A 20318-nucleotide genomic window follows, 5' to 3' on the forward strand; every position below is an offset into this window, starting at 1 on the left:
TCCCCGGCTCCCGCCCTCAGCACAGGCATACCACCCAATCAACCCGCAAGCCCCGGCTTCGACAAGCTCAGCCCGAACGGTTGGGAGGTAGAAATGAATGGTGGCGGTGCCCCGGATTCGACAGGCTCAGCACGAATGGGTGGGAGATGAATGGACGGAGCCGGTGCCCTGGCTTCGTCAAGCTCAGTCCGAACGGTTGGCGCAAGCGCAGGAAAACACTACAAATTCCATAGCTTCCCACGCTTACTCCAAAAGCTCCAGAGCCCAAAAACACCTCAACCCCTGAGCCCCCACCACACCACACACGCATCCACCACCGCCAGCACCACCATCGACACCCCCACCAACGGAAACACAACCCCGCCCACCACCAGCAAGGCGGTCACTGCGAACAAAGCACGGCGCTGCGCAGGCAACGGCGGCACACCAACACCGCCCGCAGGCCGGCGCTTGAACCACATCACCGCGCCCGACACGCACAGCAGCACAATGCCCGCGCACACCGCCACCAGCAGCAACTGGTTGACCACGCCCCACTCTTGCCCCAGATGGATGTTGATGCCCCACTCCAGCCAACGCCCCAGCGGGCCGTAGTCGGCGTACGACACGTCGAGCAGCGGCTGGCCGGTGAACTGGTCCAGGTGCACCACGCGCTGGCGGGCCAGATCGTGCGGATAGACGGAGGCGGTGAACACGCCGCGCACGCCCTGGGGCGGGTTGACGGTGTAGCCCGGGGCCAGTTGCAGGCGCTGCACCTGGGCCATCACGGTGTCGATGTCCAGCGCAGCGCGTACAGGGCCGGACATTGCGGGCGCGGGTTGCGCAGTCGCCCCCTCGCCATGCAAGGCGTGCGGGTTGTCTTCTGTCTTGGCCTGTGCATGCGCTGGATGGCTTGCATGGCCTGCACCGCCCGGCTGCTGTGTCTGCTGCAGCGTCCACGGCAGGTGCGCTGCATCGGCCAGGGGTTGGCCGGACAGGGGCAGTTGCACGCGCACGCCAGCCGGGTAGCCAAAGTTATGGCCGTTGGCCCATACATTGGCCTGGGCTCCCCACAGCACCGACCACGGCATGCCGGTGATGGCGAGGAACAACAGGCCCACGCCCACCACCAGCCCGGTCACCGCATGCAGATCGCGCCAGTACACGCGCTGGCGCGGGGTGCCGCGCACGCTCACCACGCCACCCCGCGCTGCTGCGCCTGACCCACGCGGCCACCACAGGTACAGGCCGGTGAGCACCAGCAGAACAGCCCAGCCCGCCGCCATCTCGATAAAGCCGCGCTGCACGGGGCCAAAGTACTTCAGGCTGTGCAGCTTGCGGATCGTCCAGCCCAGCGTGCCCCGGTCGCTCAGGGTGCCCAGCACCTGGGCGTTGGCGGGGTTCAGGTACACGGCCACCTTGGCACCATCGGCGGTGCGCACACCCACCTCGGCAGAGCGGCCCGGTGCGGCGGCGGGCGTGTACTTGAACCATGCACCCGGCTGCGCTGCCAGGGCTGCGGCCAGCACCGCGCTGTGCGGCGCAGACTCCGATGCGGCAGGCACTGTGAGCAGGTCCGCATGCACACGCTGGTCGATGGCATCGTGGTAAACAAACAGCGCGCCCGTCACCGCCAGCCAGATCAGCAGGGGCAGCACCAGCAGCCCGGCATAGAAGTGCCAGCGCCACACGGCGCGGTACAGACTGCTGCGGGTGAGCGCAGTGCCCGGCTCCGCCTGCACATCGGGCACGGAAGTGAGAGCGCGCTCCATGGCTAGAACTTCCAGTTCAGGCTGGCGTAGGCGCTGCGGCCATCGCCGGGCGAGTAGCCGGACGAGCCGCTGTCGTACCACGCATAGACGTACTTGCGGTTCGTCACGTTCTTGAGCTGCACGCCCACATCCAGCGTGGGCGACAGCCGCCAGGTGGCCCCCAAGTTGAGCAGCGCGTAGCCGCCGGTGCGGCCCAGGGTGTTGGTGCGCTCCAGGTAGTAGTTGCCCTGGGCGTTGGCCCAGGCGCTGAGCTTGAGCTGCGTGCTGGCCTGGTAGTCCACGCCCAGCGTGGCCAGGTAGTGCGGCACGTTTTCAATCTCTTTGCCGCGCGTAGCGGGGGCGCTGGGGTCGGGCTCCACAATGCGCGCAATTTGCGACGAGTAGCCCACCCAGCCGCTCCACTGCGCATTCAGGCGGGCGTTGAGCTGCAGGTCCACGCCCTTGCGCAGGGTGCGGCCCACATTGCCCTGGCCACCGGGGTCGGGCAGGCCGTTCACGCCCAGCACGCGGGCCACTTCGCCGCTGGCGCGCTGCTCCCAATAGGCCACGCGGGTTTCGATGCCTGCAGCGGGTTGCCACTTCACGCCCGCTTCCCAGCCGTCGTTGAGCGATGGGTCCAGGTTGCGGCTTTGCGATGCGGTGCGATAGCTGTCGATGCCCGTGCCGATCTGGAACGTGCGGCCCCAATTGGCATACACGCTGGTGTCAGGCCGCACGGCGTAGGCCACGCTGATCTTGGGCTGGGTGATGGTGCCGTAGTCGTGCACGGGCGAAGTGATTTTGGTGAGCCCATCGGTAAAGCTGCCGCTGACCCGGTCCACCCGCAGCGCCGGGATGATCTTGAGCGCCTGCACCGGCTGCACCACGGCCTGCACGTAAGCGCCCCGGGTGTTCAGGTCAAAGTCCCAAGCGCGGATCTGCGAGTTGCGTGCCTGCTGCACCGTGCGGTAGCGCTCTGCAGCGTTGTCTTGCCACTGGGCGTCCAAGCCGCCTTCGAGCGTGAAGGCATAGGCCCACGCCACCTTGGGCCGCCAGGTCAGCGTGGTGATGAGGCCCTTGTGGGTTTCGTCGTTGCCCCGCTCTTGCTGCACGCCGGCCTCTGAAAACCGAACAAAGCGCTGATTCTCGTAGTGCTGGGTGTAGGCCTTGGCGGTCCAGGCCAGGTCGTTGGCCAATTGTCCATCCAGGTGGGCGCTCAGTTGCGTGGTCTCGCGTTCGCTGCGGTCCCACGCGGCGTAGGCGGGCGAGCTGCGCGGTGCGCGGGCGGCCTGCTCGGCCGTGAGGTAGCCGGATTCGAGCGCCTTGTTCTTGTAATAGCGTGCGATGACACCTGCGCGCCACTGGCCGCCGTCGCTGGTGTAGAACCACTTGCCCGACAGCGCCTTCTTGTCGGCATCGGCATGGTCACGGTAGCCGTCGGATTCGCGGGTGGCCACGAAGTAGTTCTGGCTCCAGTTGCCGCTTTCAAAGCCCTTGGTAAGTTGCAGCTCACGCGTGCCATAGCTGCCCAGCGTCACGCTGGCCTGGCCATCGTTGCCGCCCTTGCGGGTGACGACGTTGGCATTGCCCGCGATGTTGTTCAGGCCGTAGCGCGGGTCGTTGGTGCCGCGCACGATCTCGATGGCCTCGATGTCCAGCGGAAACACCGCATCCAAAAACGGCATGCCGCCCGCGTTGTCGTTGCTGGGGATGCCATCGATCAGCAGCTTGACGGCGTTGACCCGGCCTTCGCCGTTGAAGCCGCGCATCGAGAAGCGCCCGGCGTCCGTGCCCTGCTTGAACTGCGTGACCTGCACGCCGGGCGCGCGGGTCAACAGCTCCCAGCTGTAGTCCACATGCTGGTCTTGCAGCACGCTGGCGCCCAGGATATCGACCGAGCTGAACACGTTGCGTGCGTTGAGCGCGCCCGAGGGAGCGGACTGCACGGTGACCGTGCCCAGCGTAAGGGCGGGGTCGTTGGCAGATTCGACTGCAGGGGTGGAGGTTTGCGCCCAGGCAGATGCCGCGAGCGATGCAATGGAGGCCGCCACGGCGGCGGCGATGAGGGTGCGTGCAGGCCGTGCGGGGCATGCAAAACGCAGGCCCGAGGAAAGATAAGAAGACATGGTTGGCAAAGGGTTCACAACGCGCCTACCCAGCACCGCACGCCAGCGCAGGGCCCGCTCTGCCCACGCCTGCGACCCCACCAGGTTCGCCACAGGCACGCCACAAAGCCAGGCCCGGCGCCATGGGCGCACGGTCTCGGGGTCAGCGCAAAAAGATGCGGATCAAGAACAGCGCACCGCAGGCGAACCAAGCGCCTGCTGCGTGCACCTCAAAGTCAGACCGTTGTGAACACCGGCGGCCCGCGCGCTGGCAGCGGCGCGCCGTGCCATGAGGCGGTGAAAGCCCGCGCCTGCCAAGGCATGGGCACAGGTTGCGCTGCCGAGCGAGGCAAGGCCACGGGCGGCAGGCTGGGAGGGGGCGCCTGCAGCTGTAGGCACAGCGAGCAATCGAGCCCGTGCGGGCCCAGAGCTTGCTGCTGGGGCGTTGATGCATCGTCGCCCGCCGCGCTCACCACCACCAGCTTGACGGCGCCGGAGGCTCCGCACACCAGCTCCAGCGATTGCGGGTGGATGAGCGGCGCCGCACCGGCCAGCCCGACCACGCCCAAAAACCACGCCAGCACCAGGCGGGCGAGGAAGGGGGAGGTGCGCAGGCGGTGCATGGAGGCAGATTATGGCGGGTGGTTGGGGGTTGTGGTGGGGCCGGGGATCAGAGGAGTGATGAAGATCAATCCAAAGGAATTTGGCCACCAGCGCTTATGGATAAAGCGCTAATAGCTATTAATTTCATAGCAATCAGACCAACCCAGCGCCCGCTCGGATGGAGCCTATCGCAGCCGAGGCACGCGCAAAGACGCATGCGACAGGCCCATGCCAAGGCCCAACCCCGCCAGTGCGCCCGGTGCACTTCTGTTGGGTCGCATCGCCCCGGGTCGTAACGGGAAGGGGGAAGGGCATGTCCGAAAGCAGCGCGCGTGGAACCCAGCGCCGCAGTGCAATGGCGGCTGTACCCACCACAACCGAAAAGGTGAAGCCATGAAACTGTCCGTACAGGGAATTCCGAGCGAGGTGGCGCGGCCACTGCAAGCGGGCGGCAACGACGCAAATGGGCAGACGCCAGTGCAAACCGTGGCCCAAGGCCAAGCCAACCCGTGCCGCCACTGCCTGCAGCTGATCGCGCCCGGCGACGCCATGCGGGTTCTCTCTTACCGCCCCTTTGCCGACTTGCAGCCTTATGCAGAAACAGGGCCGATCTTTTTGCATGCACACGATTGCGAGCACTACCAGGCAGACCGGCTGCCCGACTGGTTTGCCTACCTGGACCCGGCCGTGATTCGCGGCTACGGGCACAACCACTGGATACGGTACGAAACGGGGGCCATCGTTGCAGGCAAAGAACTCACCGACAGGTGCCGCCAGATTCTGGCCGACCCCGAGGTCGCGTATGTGCACATCCGCTCCAAGTTCAATTGCTTCCAATGCCGCGTGGACCGGGGATGAAAGTGGCACAGCCACGCTGGCGACTGCGCGTGGCGCGGGTGCAAGCGGCAGCCCGTCTGGCGTACCCGGATTGCGCCAGGGCAGCCCGCAAAACGCTATCAATTCAATAGCTTCTAGCGCTTATTGGACGGGCAAAACAGCCCAAATTGCCAAAAATCTACCGCCGCACCGTCTCCAGCGGCAACGCCACCAGTTCGGCCAGCAGGGCCGCCAAGGCCTCGCCCGCAGCCTCCACCACCGCACGGCCTTTGTCGGCCGTAGCCGCATCGGCCTGCCCCACAGCGCCGCTCTCGTGATAGTCCTCGATGGCCCAGCCCATCTTGGCGCTTTTGCCGTTGCCCAGAATGGCGTAGCGTTCAGCACGGTCTTGCGAGGTGGATCGGAAATGCTGCGCGTGCTCCATCGCCACCGTGTGGGGCGCCAGGTGCAACATCATCGACGTTTCTATATCGCCCGCATGGATGCCAAACCGATGCTCGGCTGCGCTGAACAGCCCCTGCACCTCGGGCGGCTGGGGCAGGCTAAACCAGCTGGCGCTGTACACAAGCAGGCCGTGGCGCTGGCGCAGCTCGCGCGCCACGATGTCCATCACTGCCACATTGCCGCCGTGGCTGTTGAAGATCAGCAGCTTCTTGACCCCCGCCCGCGCCACGCAGGCGCCCAGCTCAGTCCACAGGGCGATCACCGTGGCGGGCGAGAGGGTGAGCGTGCCCGCAAAATTTTCATGTTCGGTACTCAGGCCAATGTTTTGCGGGGGCAGGAACAGCGCAGGCACGTCAGCCCCCAGGTGCGGCAGGGCGGCATCAATCACGCCTTGCAGCAGCGTGGCATCCACCGACAGCGGCAGGTGCGGGCCATGCTGCTCCACCGCCGCCACGGGCAGCACGGCCACCACCTGCTCGGCTTGGCCGCTGGCCTGCAGCGCGGCAAAGTCGCGGGTGGACAGGTCGGCCCAGAAGCGGGAGGACAAGGCAGAGGGTGCGGTGGCAGAAGTCATGACCCGCATGGTAGCGGTGCAGCAGCGCCGTGTGACTGAAATGCAGCCAGCGCTGCGGCAAGTTGGCCAGCGCCCGCTAACATCACCCCATGACCCAAGACCTCTTCCGCCAAGACGCCTATCTGCGCGAATGCAGCGCCCACATCACCGCCGTGACCGAAGCCGGCATCGTGCTGGACCGCACGGTGTTCTACCCCCTGGGCGGCGGCCAGGCGGGCGACAGCGGGATGCTGGTGATGGCCGATGGCACTGCACTGGCGATTGCCGACACCCGCAAGGGTAAGGATGCCGAGGGCAACCCCACCAGCGACATCGTGCACATTCCCGCACCGGGGCAGGAAGCTTTGCTGGCCACGCTGACACCCGGCACCGCTGTCACCGCGCGCATCGACTGGGAGCGCCGCCACCGCATGATGCGGCTGCACACCACATCGCACCTGCTGTGCCACGTGGTGCCGCAGTTGGTCAACGGCTGCTCCATCACCCCCGACTACGCCCGGCTGGATTTCGCCATGACCGACCCGCTGGACAAGGAGCAGCTCACCGCCGCCATCGCTGCGCTGGTGGCTGCGGCCCACCCGCTCACGGTGGCGTCGATCAGCGATGAGGAGCTAGACGCCAACCCCACCCTGGTCAAGAGCATGAGCGTGCAGCCGCCCCGGGGCACGGGGCGTATTCGCACCATCCGCATTGGCGGCGATGGCTGTGAGGGCGGAGCGCCGTTGATCGACCTGCAGCCCTGTGGCGGCACGCACGTAGCCAACACGGCCGAGATCGGCGCCATCGTAGTTACGAAGATTGAGAAGAAAAGCGCCACCACCCGCAGGGTGGTGTTGGGCTTTGCCCCATGAGCGCAGCGAATAGCGCTTTTCTTCGGGGTGCACTCATTGGCGCGCAGCGCCAGTGGGGGCACACCAGAAGCCGCGTAATGTCCGCCACCACCCGCAGGGTGGTGCTGGGCTTTGCCCCGTGACGCTGCAGCGCACTACAAAAAGATACTTCTGCAACGCACCGGGCGCTGTTACCTTTGCACCTCTGTCCGCGTTGAAACCAGCCACGGGCCCGCAGCACCCCACGGTGTGCAGGGCCCCAGCCCACTTCATTTTCTGACCCTCCATGCCAGCCCCTTTGCGCGCCCTGCTCGGCCACCCCCAACTCATCGCCCTGCGGCAACGCCGCTGGTTCAAGCCCGCCACACGGGCGCTGGCCGCATTGCTGGGGGTGTGGACCCTGTCGTGGCTGTCGGTCCCCGCCTTGGTCAAAGGGCCGCTGGAGCGCCTGGCCAGCGAGCAGCTGGGCCGCACCGTCACGGTGGGCTCGCTCGACTTCAAACCCTGGTCACTGGAGCTGACGCTGCGCGACATTGCCGTGGCAGGTGCCAAAGGTAGCGAGGCAGGCCCCGCGCAGTTGACCATTGGACGCGTGTATGTCGATGCCGAGCTGCAGTCGCTGCTGCGCATGGCGCCGGTGGTAGATGCCTTCACCGTGGAAAACCCCGTGCTGCGCATCACCCACCTGGGCCAGGGCCGCTATGACGTGGACGATGTGATGGCCAAGCTGACGGCCACCAAGGACGCACCAGAAACGCCCCCATCGACCGAGCCCGCGCGGCTGGCGCTGTACAACCTGCTGCTGCAGGGCGGGCGCGTGGACTTTACCGACAACGCCGTGGGCAAGACCCATTCGGTGCAGGACCTGTTGCTCTCTGTGCCCTTTATCAGCACGCTGGCCAACACCCAGGAAGTGCGCGTGGAGCCCCGGCTGGCCTTCACGCTGGAGGGCAGTCGCTTTGACTCGTCGGCCCAGAGCACACCTTTTGCCCAAACAGGGCATGCCGATGCCCACATCCGCTGGGAGGGACTGAACCTGGCCCCGTACCTGGGTTACCTGCCCGCGAGCCTGCCCGTCCAGATCAAGGCCGCCACGCTGGACGTGGACGTGAAGCTGGCCTTTGAGCAGGCCCCGCGCATGGCTGTCAAGCTCTCGGGCAAGGTGCAGACCCGCGATGTGCAACTGACCGACCGCGAAGGCCAGGACCTGCTGGCCTATGAACGCCTGACGGTGGACATGGCCGATGTGCGCCCGCTGGACCAGGTGGTGGACCTGGCCCAGGTGGAGCTGGCCGCCCCCGTGCTGCACGCCCGCCGGGATGCCGCCGGGCTGCTGAACCTGGCGCAACTGGGCAACAGCCCGGCCGCAGGGGCGCCCAAGCCAGCCGCCACACCCCCTGCGCAAGCGGCCTCCGGCACTGCCAGTGCAGAGGCCAGCGAACCTGCCAGTGCAGCCAGCACCCCCAGCCGCACAGCCAACGCCAGCAGGCCCGCCAAACCCGGCACCCCGCCAGCCACACAACCGCCCGCCCCATGGAAGGTGACCGTGGCCCGCGCCGTGGTGCACCAAGGTACCGTGCACTGGGACGACCAGACCACCCGCCCCGCTGCCGCGCTGCAGGCGCAGCAACTGGCGCTGGAGTTGACCGGGCTGGCGCTGCCACTGGAGAAGCCTGTGGCCTTCAAGGGCGCCATGGTGTTGCCCGATGCAAGTGCGACCAACGCCACCATGCCCCCCGCCCGGCAGACAGTCAAAGCCAAGGCGGGTACGGCCAAAGCGGTGGCAGCGAAGGCAGACGCACCAGCGGCTCCTGAAGGCAAGCTGGCGTTTGAAGGCGAAGCCACCGACCAAAAAGCGCAGTTGCAAATCACCACCGAAGCGCTGGCGCTGCAACTGGCGGCACCCTACGTGGCGCAGTACCTGGAGCCCACGGTGGCAGGCCAGCTCACCGGCACCCTGGGGCTGCAATGGCAGGCCCCGACCGGCAGCAAAGCTGCCACCGGCCTCACCGTGACTGCGGGCCCGCTCGCACTGGAACAGTTGGCCTTGCGCCAGAACGGCAAGTCGCTGGTCAGCCTGGGCAAGCTGGAGGTCAAGGGCTTGCAGGTGCCGCTGGACGAGCGCACCGTGACGCTGGAATCGCTGAGCCTGAACACCCCCCAACTGGCCGTGGAGCGCGGCAGCGACGGGCGCTGGATGTTTGAGCGCTGGGCCAAGGCCCAGGCACAGACACCCACCGCAGAGAGCGAGACCACGGCAGCAAAAACACCCACCGAATCCCCCTGGGTGGTGCGCGTGGGCGAACTGGCCCTGCAAGGCGGCGCTGTGGCCTTTGCCGACAACGCCCAGCCCCGCCCCGTGGCGCTGGAGGTAACGGCCCTGGACGTGAGCGCCAAAAACCTGGCCACTGACAGCGGCAAGCCCGGCGCCTTCACGCTGAGCGCCCGCGCAGCAGCGGGCAAGGGCAACGCCAAGAGTGCCGCCGGCAAGATTGACTACCAGGGCACGCTGGCCCTGCAGCCCCTGGCCACACAGGGCAAACTGGACGCCACACGCGTGCCCGTGCACGGGCTGGACGGCTACCTCGCCCAGCAGTTGGCCATTGAGCTGCTGCGCGCCGATGTGGGCTTTCGCGGGCAGGTGGCGTTTGCGCAGTCTGACAAAGGCGCGAGCCTGAAGCTGGCGGGCGACGCGGCCATTGAAGAACTCAAGGCCAACAGCACAGGCGCATCCACCCCGCTGACCGAAGCCCAGGTGGGCGAGGAACTGCTGGCCTGGAAGAGCCTGAACCTGCGCGGCCTGAGCGTGGCCACGGCCCCCGGCACCGCCCCCAAGGTGCAGGTGAGCGAGACCAGCTTGCAGGACTTTTTTGCGCGCATCACCATCAACGAGGCCGGGCGCATCAACCTGCGCGACATCGTGAAGGGCGATGCAGAGGCCACTGCAACGGCACCTGCAACCACGGCATCCACCACGGCAGCTTCGGCACCCGCGCCTGCGGCGTCTGCGGCATCGGCCCCGCAGCCCGTTCAAACCGCAGCGCGCGACCCGCTCGCGCCCGTGGTGCAGTTCGGTCCCGTGAGCCTGGTCAACGGCAAGGTGCTGTTTTCTGACTTCTTCATCAAACCCAACTACTCGGCCGACCTGAGCGAGCTGACTGGCAAGCTGGGCGCCTTCTCGTCCGAGGCACCGGGCGGCGAGCCCCAATTGGCCACGCTGGAGCTGCTAGGCCGCGCCGAGGGCTCCGCCTCGCTGGAGGTCACGGGCAAGCTCAACCCCCTGGCCCAGCCGCTGGCGCTGGACATTGCGGGCAAGGTGCGCGACCTGGACCTGCCCCCGCTCTCGCCGTATGCGGTGAAGTACGCAGGCCATGGCATTGAACGCGGCAAGCTCAGCGTGGACGTGGCCTACAAGGTGCTGCCCAACGGGCAGTTGACGGCCAACAACCGCATCGTGCTGAACCAGCTAACCTTTGGCGAGCCGGTGGCGGGCGCGCCCAACAGCCTGCCAGTGCGCCTGGCCGTGGCCTTGTTGGCAGACCGGCAAGGCGTGATTGACCTGGACTTGCCCATCAGCGGCTCGCTGAATGACCCGCAGTTCCGCCTGGGGCCAGTGATCGGCAAGGTCATCGTCAACCTGATCGGTAAAGCCCTGACCTCGCCCTTCAGCCTGCTGGCCAGCGCCTTTGGTGGCGGTGACGAGATGAGCAGCGTGGCCTTTGCCCCCGGCAGCGCCACCCTCAGCCCCGAGGCGCAGCAAAACCTGGGCAAGGTCGCCAAAGCCCTGGCCGACCGCCCCACCCTCAAGCTCACCGTGACAGGCACCGCCAACCTGGCCGAGGAACGCGAGGGCCTGCAGCGCGAACGCCTGCAGCAGCTGGTGCGCGCAGAAAAGCGCCGCGCCCAGCCTGACAACACAACGCCCGTCACCGCCGACGAGTACCCCGCCCTGCTCAAGGCCGCCTATGGCCGCGCCAGCATCCCTAAGCCCCGCAACCTGGTGGGCCTGGCCAAAGACCTCACGGTGCCCGAAATGGAGGCCCTGCTGATGGCCAACCAGCCCGCCACCGAAGCCATGGCGGCAGAGCTGGCCGCCCAGCGCGGCTACGCCATCCAAAGCTATCTGGCCGCGCAAAAGCTGCCTGCCGAGCGCCTCTTCCTGGCCGCCCCTAAAACCGGCAGCCAGGCGCCCAAGGGCACACCGCATGCGGAACTGAGCCTGGCGACGCAGTGAACAACACCCCCGTGAGTCGCCTGCGGCGCGGCGGGGCTGCCCTTGCGCGGGGGCACTGGTACTGGCGCCGCGCCAGTTTCCAAGGGATTGGGGGGCTCCGAGCACAATGGTGGGTTGAGAATCGAAACCATGGCGGGGCCGGAACCAAACCCGCCCCGCCCGCTCCCACACTGCACCATGCCTTCACGCCTGTCCCACCGCCTCGCAGCCACTCTCTTTTTTATAGCTGCCAGCGCTTTAGGGATAAGCGCTAGCGCCCAATTTGGCCCCAAAACTGCCACCCCGGGCAGCAGCACCGTCACCACGCCCCATGTGCAGGCCGAGCTGATCGCCCACGCGCCGCAGGGCGTCACCCCCGGCCAGCCGCTGTGGCTGGGCCTGCAAATCACCCACCAGCCCGACTGGCACACCTACTGGAAGAACCCCGGCGACTCTGGCCTGCCCACCGAGCTGACCTGGCAGCTGCCCGCCGGGCTGGATGCGGGCGACATCGCCTGGCCCGTGCCCCACAAGATTGCCATCGGCACCCTGGCCAACTACGGCTACGAAGGCACCGTGCTGCTGCCCGTGCCCGTCACGGTGCCCAGCACCTTTGCCCCCGGCCCGCTGGCCAAAGACATCACCGTGCAGCTCAAAGCCTCGTGGCTGGTATGCCGCAAGGAGTGCATTCCCGAAGAGGGCCAGTTCACGCTGCAACTGCCCATCCAAAGCACCACCGCGCTGAACGGCGCCGCTTTTGATGCGGCCCTGAAGGCGCAACCCCAGGCACTTCCCAACGCCACAGCCAGCGACGACCGCCAGGCCCAGGTGGACGGCGACAGCCTGCAAGTACGGGTGGCGGGCCTGCCCGCTGCACTGCGCGGCAAAACGCTGGACCTGTACCCCGAGACGCCTGAAGTGCTGCACAATGCTGCCCCCGGCACCCAGCAGTGGGACGGCGCGGTGTGGACCGCACGCATCCCCCTGGCCGAGCAGCGCAGCGGCAGCCCCACCCTGCTGCCCGTGGTGCTGGCCGAGCGCGTGCCAGGCCACACGCTGCGCCCCGGCTATCGGGCCGAGCTGCAGGTGCTGGGCACCTGGCCCGCCGTGGCCGCCAAGGCCGGTGTGTCGCCCGCGCTGGAGGCTGCGCTGCAGGCCAATGCGGCGCAGGCTGCGGGCGGATTGCCCGCTGCGGCGGCGCCTTCGGGAGCCCCCAGCCTCACACTCACCGCCGCGCTGCTGGGCGCCTTGCTGGGCGGTCTCATCCTCAACCTCATGCCCTGCGTGTTCCCGGTGCTGGCGATCAAGGTGGTGGGCTTTACCCGCCATGCACAAGACCGGCGCGCCCACCGCGCGAGCGGCCTGGCCTACACCGCAGGCGTGGTGCTGTCCTTCCTCGCGCTGGGCGCCCTCATGCTGGGCCTGCGGGCTGCGGGCGAGGCCGTGGGCTGGGGCTTTCAGCTGCAGTCGCCCGCCGTGGTGGCCGCGCTGGCCGGGCTGTTCACCCTCATCGGGCTGAACCTGGCGGGGGTGTTTGAGTTTGGGAACATGCTGCCGTCTTCGGTGGCCAGCCTGCAGGCGCGCCACCCAGTGGCCGACAGCTTCTTGACCGGTGTGCTCGCCGTGGCCGTGGCATCGCCGTGCACGGCGCCGTTCATGGGCGCGTCCATGGGCCTCACGGCCACGCTGCCTGCCGTGCAGGCGCTGGCGGTGTTTGCGGCCCTGGGCCTGGGCCTGGCGCTGCCCTATCTGGCTGCCAGCCTGTGGCCCGCCGTGGCACGCGCCCTGCCCCGCCCCGACGCGTGGATGGACACCTTCCGCCGCTTCATGGCCTTCCCCATGTTCGCCACTGTGGTGTGGCTGGTGTGGGTGCTGGGCCAGCAAAGCGGCATCGATGGCGCAGCCGCCCTGCTGATCTTGCTGGTGGGCCTGGGCCTGCTGGCCTGGTCGCTGGCGCAGCAAGGGCGCGCACGGCGCTGGCTGGGCACCGTATCTACCGTGGCCATGGCCCTGCTGCTGTGGGCCTTTGGGCCCCACGTTACCCGCATGGAAGATGTGGCGACGACAGCCGCCAGCGCCACGGCCACCATGGCCACTTCCACACAAGGCTGGCAGCCCTGGGCCCCCGGCGCCCCCGATGCCTTGGTGGCCAGCGGCCGCCCGGTGTTTGTCGACTTCACCGCCGCCTGGTGCGTGACCTGCCAATACAACAAGAAAACCACCCTCGCCAACGCCGACGTGCTGGCCGACCTGCAAGCCAAAAACGTCGCCCTGCTGCGCGCCGACTGGACGCGCCGCGACCCGCGCATCACCACCGCCCTGGCGCAGCTGGGGCGCAATGGAGTGCCGGTGTATGTGTTCTACCGCCCAGGCAAGCCCCCGGTGGTACTGACCGAGGTGCTCAGCGTGGACGAAGTACGCAGCACCATCGCCCAGTTGTAGGCCAACGACAGGCGCGCGGCTCGCCCCTAGCGCGGCAGTGGCTCGCTCACTACGATGCGGGCATGCACTGTGAACAATGCCATCGCCCACTGACGCATGCTGAGGATATTTGCCCAGTGTGTGCCGTGGAGCTGTCTCAGTCCACCGAAGCCGTACCGGATCTCACGGGCGCCGGGGGCCGCTTTCAATGCCCCGCGTGCCACGGAAAATTTGACCACTGCACCACCGCGCTGCATCCAGCCAATGCGCGCTGGTATGTGCCACAAGACCACAAGCCGACCTGCCCCAGGTGCGCGGCGCCGCTGGAATGGAAGCGCTTGCCGGAGCCCCCGCAACTTCCACAAGACTTGCAGGGCATTGCGCTAGGTGCGGCCTGGGCGCTCTGGATCACCATTCCGCCCGCACTCAATCAATGGATCAAAACACAACTGGGCTGGGGGTTCGTCATCCTGACGCCGCTGGCAGTGATCGGGCTCTTTTTCCTGGCCGTGCGGCCTGCCCTGTGGACCACGGCGGGCCAAGGTACAGGTCACTTTGTCTTGGCGCGCAGCACCGCGTCTTCGCGCAGAAAACCTTGGATGACTTTGCTGAGCATCGTGGGGTTCGCAGGCTGCTACTGGGCAACGCCGCAGGACCACAGACTCACGGTGTGGGCAGCGGGGTTCGGCTTGGCCGCATTGGGATGCCTGCTCGCCGTCGCCTGGCGCATCCGCACCGAACAAGGATTGCGCAGATCAGCACCCTGATTCGCTGATACCGCAGCACCCAGCGCAGAGGTGCTGCGGTGAACAAGCCCGGCCACGCAACGCAGACCGGGCCGGTTGCTTACAGACTCTTGAGCGCCACCACGTCCTTGCCCTTGAACGTGAACACGGTCACGGCCGAGGAGCGCAGGTCGTGCTTGGCGTCATAAGCAAACTCGCCCGTCACGCCCATGTATTTGCCCGCGGCGATGTGCTCGGTCACCTTCTTCACGTCCAGCGACTGCGTGGCTTCCACGGCCGCAGCGATGAGGTGCATGCCATCGTAGAACGCGGCGGCGTAGGTCAGTGGGTCGCGCTTGTATTCGGCGCGGTAGGTGGCGGCAAACTTCTGGCCCTTGTCGCTGCGGTCGAGCATGGAGCCGCCCTGGGTGCAGAAGGTGTTGAGGTCGCCCGTGACCTGCGACAGCATGGCGGTCTCAGATGAGCAGATGCCGTCGCCGCCCAGCAGGGCCGCCGTAATGCCCAGCGCACGCATTTGCTTGAGCAGCGGGCCGCCTTGGGGCGAGTAGCCGCCGTAGAACACAGCATCGGCCTTGGCGGCGCGGATGTTGGTCAGGATGGCACTGAAGTCGGTGGCTTTGTCGGTGGTGAACTCGTTGGCGACGATCTTCAGGCCCAGGCGCTTGGCCTGCTCGGTGAATTCGCGCGCCACGCCCTGGCCGTAGGCCGTGCGGTCGTCGATCACGGCCACAGTCTTGATCTTCAGGTCTTGTGCAGCGTAGGTGGCCATCTTGGCGCCCAGCTGGTTGTCGCTGGCCCCAATGCGGAACAGCGTGGCATAGCCTTGCTCGGTCACCTTGGGGTTGGATGCCACGGTGAACACGCCCATGCCAGCGTCGGCCAGCACGCGGGATGCAGGCATGGTGACGCCCGAGTTGTAGGGGCCCAGGACGAACTTCACCTTCTGGTCAGACAACCGCTGGGCCACTTGCACGCCTTGCTTGGGGTCGGCCCCGTCGTCGTTGATGTCCAGCTCGAACTGCACGGCCTTGCCGCCCACCTTGATGCCCTTGGCATTGATTTCCTTGAGGGCGAGCAAGGCGCCGTCGCGGTTGTCGATGCCGTTGGCGGCCTGGGGGCCGGTCACGGGGCTCATGAAGCCGATGCGCACCCGCTCTTGGGCAGACACGGAGAAGGCGGCAGTCAGACCGCAGGCGGCCAGCGCCAGCACGAGGGCTTGTTTTTTCATAGCTTGTTTTTTCATTGGAAAGGTACTCCTCAGGATAGAGGGCAGCGCGCAGATTGTGTCCGGCACGCCGCCCGCGCCGGAGTATGCAGCAAAGGTCCCACCGCTTCGGGGCTGTCCGGCCTGCGTCCCAACCTCGCTGTTGGCAGGGTTGCCGCCCCCTTTGCCACAATGGGCCACAAAGACAGGACCCTCGCATGCAAGCTGATCCACATCTGCCCATCTTTGAGCGCACCCAGACCATCGCAATCGTCGGCCTCTCGCCCAAACCCGAGCGCGACAGCCACCATGTGGCGCAGTACCTGCAGGCGCAAGGGTTTCGCATCGTGCCCATCAACCCTGCGGCCAACGAAGTGCTGGGCGAGCGCTGCTGGCCTTCATTGACCGAGGCCGCGAAGCACCACCGCATTGACCTGGTGGATGTGTTCCGGGACAGCGCCGCAGTGCCCCCGATTGCCGACGAAGCCATCGCCATTGGCGCCCAAGCGCTGTGGCTGCAAATTGGCGTGCGCCACGATGCCGCGCTGGCCAAAGCCCAGGCGGCCGGGCTGGCGGTGGTGCAAGACCACTGCACGTTGGTGGAGCACCAGCGGCTGCGGGCCGCCGGTCTGTTATCCCGAGCCAATCCGGTTTAAAACCAGCTGGCACCCTAGGGATCCTCTGCACGAATCGAGCGGAAAGTGGGCGCTGTGGATCGGAATGGGCTGCAAGACGCAAAACGCAGCAATAGCCGCAGCTATTGCGAGTATTTGCAACGCCACAGACCGCCCGAGGCCGCAGATACACGCGACGCGGTGATTTGTGCAGAGGGTCCCCAGAGAAGCGTTCTGGCAAGTTTCTTAACTTGCACCCAGACGGCGAGACAAGGCTTGGGCAGCATCCCGCAGGCACAGTGCGGCCGCGCAGTGTGGCCCCGTCTGCAGGGTCGCACTGGGGCCAATGGCGGCCAGGCACAACACCAATTGCCCAAATCCGTTGAACACCGGGCTGGCCATGGCACTGATACCGGGTAACAGCTGGTCGGTCACATGGCTGATCTGGTGGGTACGCACAGCCTCCAGCTCGGCCGCGAATGCGGGGTCGTCCAGGGCTCCGGCGAATCCCTCGACAGACAAAGCCGCAGCGACACGTTCGCGCGGCCCCCAGGCGGCAAACACCTTGCCAGTGGCCGTATGCCGTACCGATGCCGTGGTGCCATGCCGCATAGCCACATACACCGGCGTAGGGCCTTCCTCGACACGAATGATGGTGGGTCCGTTGTCTCCCCAAACCGAGGCAGACACGGTGTAGCCAATGCGCTGCGCCAGCGCGGGCAGCTCGGCGATCGCTAACCGCACGGGGTCTACCTGCTGCAGGCTGATGAGGCCCAACTGCATGGCCAAGGGGCCCAGCCCGTAGTGGCCGCTCACGGCGTCCTGCTCGATGAGGCCGAGCTTGCCAAAACTCACCAAGTAAGGGTGGGCCTTGGCAGCCGTCATGTCGGCCGCGCGGGCCAGGTCCTTGAGCGCCATGCGGCGGCCGGTGCGCGCCAGCACCTTCAGCAGTTGCCCGCCCACCTCCACGCTCTGGATCCCGCGCGGGCTGCGGGGCGTGTCTTCGTCGTCGGTGGGCGGCAGGTCGGGGGTCATCGTGGGCATGCGGCGATTGTCCACGCACCGTGGCACAGCCACGCCCTTCGGGTTTTCACCTAATCAAATGCATTAGACATAAACAAACTTCTTGCCTAACATCAAATAATTACGTTTAGATAAATGCATTCACCATTAACAAACCACCACCATGAGCAACGTCAAAACCTTTGCCTCCGCCGCTGACCTCGAAGTGAAGAAGGTGAGCTTCGACAAGCTCTCCGACCACGCCTATGCCTACACGGCTGAGGGCGACCCCAACACCGGCATCATCATTGGCGACGACGCCGTGATGGTCATCGACACGCAGGCCACGCCCGTAATGGCGCAGGACGTGATTCGCCGCATCCGTGAGGTCACCGACAAACCCATCAAATACGTGCTGCTCTCGCACTACCACGCGGTGCGCGTGCTGGGCGCCAGCGCCTACGGGGCCGAGCACGTCATCGCCAGCGAGGACACGCGCGACCTCATCGTGGAGCGCGGCCAGTTCGACAAGGACAGCGAGATCGGCCGCTTCCCCCGCCTGTTCCAGAACGTGGAGAGCGTGCCCAACGGCCTGACCTGGCCGACCATGACCTTCAACAAGAAGATGACCTTGTGGCTGGGCAGCGTGGAAGTGCAGATCCTGCAACTGGGCCGTGGCCACACCAAGGGCGACACAGTGGCCTGGCTGCCGCAGGAAAAGATTCTGTTCAGCGGCGACCTGGTGGAGTTCGACGCCACGCCCTATGCGGGCGATGCGTATTTCAAGGACTGGCCGCAGACGCTGGACAACCTGGCGGCTTTGAAGCCCGAAAAGCTGGTGCCCGGCCGAGGTGCCGCACTGCAGACGCCCGAGCAGGTACAGGCCGGGCTGGCGGGCACACGCGCGTTTATCAGCGACCTGTACGAGAGCGTGAAGGCCAGCGCTGCGAAGGGTGAAGACCTGCGCAAGGTCTACGAAGCCACGTTCGCCAAGCTGCAGCCCAAGTACGGGCACTGGGTGATCTTCAACCACTGCATGCCGTTTGACGTGACCCGCGCGTATGACGAGGCCACGCAGTACCCGGACCCACGCATCTGGACTGCCGAGCGCGACATTGCCATGTGGAAAGCCCTGGAGGGTTGAATAGAGAACAACCCCCTGAGGCGCTGCGCGCCTTCCCCCGTCTCTCGAACCGCTGTGCGGTTCGAGAGACGGGGGACGCAGCCCTCGCTGCGGGGCGGCCCTTGCTCGGCTGCCCTGGCTTGGGTCGCGCCAGTTCCAAAGGTCTGTTCTCTGCACCAAGGATCGGTCCGACACACAAAAAAGAGGTCAAAAAAACAATGAACCCCAGAGACATTCCCCCCGAGGCTTTTCACGCCAGCGGCGCCGAGGTGCAGGCCCTCGATTTCGGCTACGTGCGCTCGCCCGACCAGGACCACGCCACGCCCGCGCAGCACCCCGTCGTGGTCATCGGCGCGGGCCCTGTGGGCCTGTCACTCGCCATCGACCTGGCCCAGCGCGGGCAGCGGGTGGTGGTGCTGGACAACGACCACAAGCTCTCCATCGGCTCGCGCGCCATTTGTTTTGCCAAGCGCACGCTCGAAATCTGGGACCGCCTGGGCGTGGGCCAGCGCATGGTGGACAAGGGCGTGTCGTGGAACCTGGGCAAGGTGTTTTTGAAAGACGAGCAGCTGTACGAATTCAACCTGCTGCCCGAAGAGGGCCACGAGCGCCCCGCCTTCATCAACCTGCAGCAGTATTACGCCGAGGCCTACTTGGTGGAGCGCGCGCTGCAGTTGCCGGGCATCGACATCCGCTGGCACAACAAGGTCACTGCGGTGCAGAGCCGCGACGGCGGCGCGCTGCTGAGCATCGACACCCCCGACGGCGCTTACCAGATCGACGCGCAATGGCTGGTGGCTTGCGACGGCGCACGCTCGCCCACGCGGCAGATGCTGGGGCTGGAGAGCAAGGGCCGCATTTTTCAGGACCGCTTCTTGATTGCCGATGTGAAGCTGGCCGATGAGGCGAACTTCCCGACCGAGCGCTGGTTCTGGTTCGACCCGCCCTTCCACCCCAACCAAAGCGTGCTGCTGCACCGCCAGCCCGACAACGTATGGCGCATTGACTTCCAGCTGGGCTGGGACGCCGACCCCGAGGAAGAAAAGAAGCCCGAGAATATCATCCCGCGCGTGAAGGCGCTGCTGGGTGCGGATGCGCAGTTCGAGCTGGACTGGGCGAGCGTCTACACCTTTGCCTGCCTGCGCATGGACCAGTTCGTGCACGGCCGCGTGGTGTTTGCGGGCGACAGCGCGCACGGTGTGTCGCCCTTTGGCGCACGCGGCGCCAACAGCGGCGTGCAGGACGCCGAGAACCTGGCCTGGAAGTTGGACTGGGTGCTCAAGGGCCGTGCCAGCCCCGCGCTGGTGGCAACGTATGGCCCAGAGCGCGAATACGCGGCCGACGAGAACCTGTGCAACTCCACGCGTGCCACCGACTTCATCACGCCCAAGAGCGAGGTGAGCCGCCTGTTCCGCGATGCCGCACTGCACCTGGCACGCGAGCATGCGTTTGCGCGGCGCATCGTCAATAGCGGGCGCCTGTCGGTGCCGGCCACGCTGTATGCATCGCCTTTGAGCACACCCGACACCGATGCGTTTGTCGGCACACAAGTGCCCGGGGCCGTGCTGCTGGACGCACCCTTGACGAAGCAGGGCCAGCCCACCTGGCTGCTGCGCGAGCTGGGGCCGGACTTCACGCTGTTGGTGTTTGGCCCGGCCCCTGCATGGACGCGTGACCTGCCCGGTGTGAAGGTGCTGCAGATCGGCATAGACGTGACCGACCACCAGGCGCGGGCCGCACAGCGGCTGGACGCGCTGCCGGGCACAGCCTATCTGGTGCGACCCGACCAGCATGTGTGCGCACGCTGGCGCACGCCCACCGAAGCGGCTGTGCGCAGCGCACTGGCCCATGCCACGGCCGCAGCCCTCTAAC

The 20318-nt window shown here is 66.6% G+C and carries 14 protein-coding genes; 8 read left to right on the forward strand and 6 right to left on the reverse strand.

The window, feature by feature from the left end; translation table 11 throughout:
- Nucleotides 1-275 precede the first annotated feature (275 nt).
- The 3 genes from C8C98_RS05005 to C8C98_RS05015 all read right to left on the reverse strand — a co-directional run bounded on the left by C8C98_RS05005 (nt 276) and on the right by C8C98_RS05015 (nt 4458).
- Nucleotides 276-1751, reverse strand: a complete 1476-nt coding sequence (locus C8C98_RS05005) for a PepSY domain-containing protein (protein WP_121453379.1) — start codon at nt 1749-1751, stop codon at nt 276-278.
- A gap of 2 nt (nt 1752-1753) precedes the next feature.
- Nucleotides 1754-3856, reverse strand: a complete 2103-nt coding sequence (locus C8C98_RS05010) for a TonB-dependent receptor (protein WP_121456037.1) — start codon at nt 3854-3856, stop codon at nt 1754-1756.
- A gap of 215 nt (nt 3857-4071) precedes the next feature.
- Nucleotides 4072-4458: a DUF2946 family protein gene (locus C8C98_RS05015; RefSeq protein WP_121453380.1), complete on the reverse strand. Its 387-nt coding sequence runs from the start codon at nt 4456-4458 to the stop codon at nt 4072-4074.
- Between the two features lie 373 nt (nt 4459-4831).
- Here C8C98_RS05015 and C8C98_RS05020 point away from each other — a divergent pair, with 373 nt between their 5' ends.
- Complete coding sequence (locus C8C98_RS05020; protein ID WP_158600136.1) at nt 4832-5296, forward strand: DUF1203 domain-containing protein; 465 nt, start codon at nt 4832-4834, stop codon at nt 5294-5296.
- A gap of 157 nt (nt 5297-5453) precedes the next feature.
- On the opposite strand, the gene C8C98_RS05025 is transcribed toward C8C98_RS05020, so the two are convergent.
- Nucleotides 5454-6293 carry a creatininase family protein gene (locus tag C8C98_RS05025; protein ID WP_121456038.1) on the reverse strand — a complete coding sequence of 280 codons (840 nt, stop codon included), beginning with the start codon at nt 6291-6293 and terminating at the stop codon, nt 5454-5456.
- 89 nt (nt 6294-6382) lie between these two features.
- Between C8C98_RS05025 and C8C98_RS05030 the strand changes: the two genes are divergently transcribed.
- The 4 genes from C8C98_RS05030 (at nt 6383) to C8C98_RS05045 (ending at nt 14524) form a co-directional block, all read left to right on the forward strand.
- Nucleotides 6383-7144 carry an alanyl-tRNA editing protein gene (locus tag C8C98_RS05030; protein ID WP_121453382.1) on the forward strand — a complete coding sequence of 254 codons (762 nt, stop codon included), beginning with the start codon at nt 6383-6385 and terminating at the stop codon, nt 7142-7144.
- Nucleotides 7145-7409: 265 nt separating this feature from the next.
- Nucleotides 7410-11357 carry a DUF748 domain-containing protein gene (locus C8C98_RS05035; RefSeq protein ID WP_121453383.1) on the forward strand — a complete coding sequence of 1316 codons (3948 nt, stop codon included), beginning with the start codon at nt 7410-7412 and terminating at the stop codon, nt 11355-11357.
- A 177-nt stretch (nt 11358-11534) separates the two neighbouring features.
- Nucleotides 11535-13778, forward strand: coding sequence for a protein-disulfide reductase DsbD (locus C8C98_RS05040; RefSeq protein ID WP_121453384.1), 2244 nt, complete (start codon nt 11535-11537; stop codon nt 13776-13778).
- Between the two features lie 125 nt (nt 13779-13903).
- Nucleotides 13904-14524, forward strand: a complete 621-nt coding sequence (locus tag C8C98_RS05045; RefSeq protein WP_121453385.1) for a hypothetical protein — start codon at nt 13904-13906, stop codon at nt 14522-14524.
- Between the two features lie 79 nt (nt 14525-14603).
- Here C8C98_RS05045 and C8C98_RS05050 read toward each other — a convergent pair whose 3' ends face one another.
- Nucleotides 14604-15731, reverse strand: coding sequence for a branched-chain amino acid ABC transporter substrate-binding protein (locus C8C98_RS05050; RefSeq protein WP_099656819.1), 1128 nt, complete (start codon nt 15729-15731; stop codon nt 14604-14606).
- Nucleotides 15732-15925: 194 nt separating this feature from the next.
- On the opposite strand from C8C98_RS05050, the gene C8C98_RS05055 reads away from it, so the two are divergent.
- Entirely contained in the window at nt 15926-16363 is a 438-nt protein-coding gene (locus tag C8C98_RS05055; protein ID WP_121453386.1) for a CoA-binding protein, read from the forward strand.
- A gap of 204 nt (nt 16364-16567) precedes the next feature.
- On the opposite strand, the gene C8C98_RS05060 is transcribed toward C8C98_RS05055, so the two are convergent.
- Nucleotides 16568-17365 carry an IclR family transcriptional regulator gene (locus C8C98_RS05060; protein WP_121456039.1) on the reverse strand — a complete coding sequence of 266 codons (798 nt, stop codon included), beginning with the start codon at nt 17363-17365 and terminating at the stop codon, nt 16568-16570.
- 142 nt (nt 17366-17507) lie between these two features.
- Between C8C98_RS05060 and C8C98_RS05065 the strand changes: the two genes are divergently transcribed.
- Nucleotides 17508-18467 (forward strand): MBL fold metallo-hydrolase, encoded by a 960-nt coding sequence (locus tag C8C98_RS05065; protein ID WP_121453387.1) that lies wholly within the window; start codon nt 17508-17510, stop codon nt 18465-18467.
- 197 nt (nt 18468-18664) lie between these two features.
- Nucleotides 18665-20317: an FAD-dependent oxidoreductase gene (locus C8C98_RS05070; protein ID WP_121453388.1), complete on the forward strand. Its 1653-nt coding sequence runs from the start codon at nt 18665-18667 to the stop codon at nt 20315-20317.
- The last annotated feature ends 1 nt before the right edge of the window (nt 20318 follow it).

The organism is Acidovorax sp. 106 (genome assembly GCF_003663825.1).
Taxonomy (GTDB): Bacteria; Pseudomonadota; Gammaproteobacteria; order Burkholderiales; family Burkholderiaceae_C; genus Acidovorax.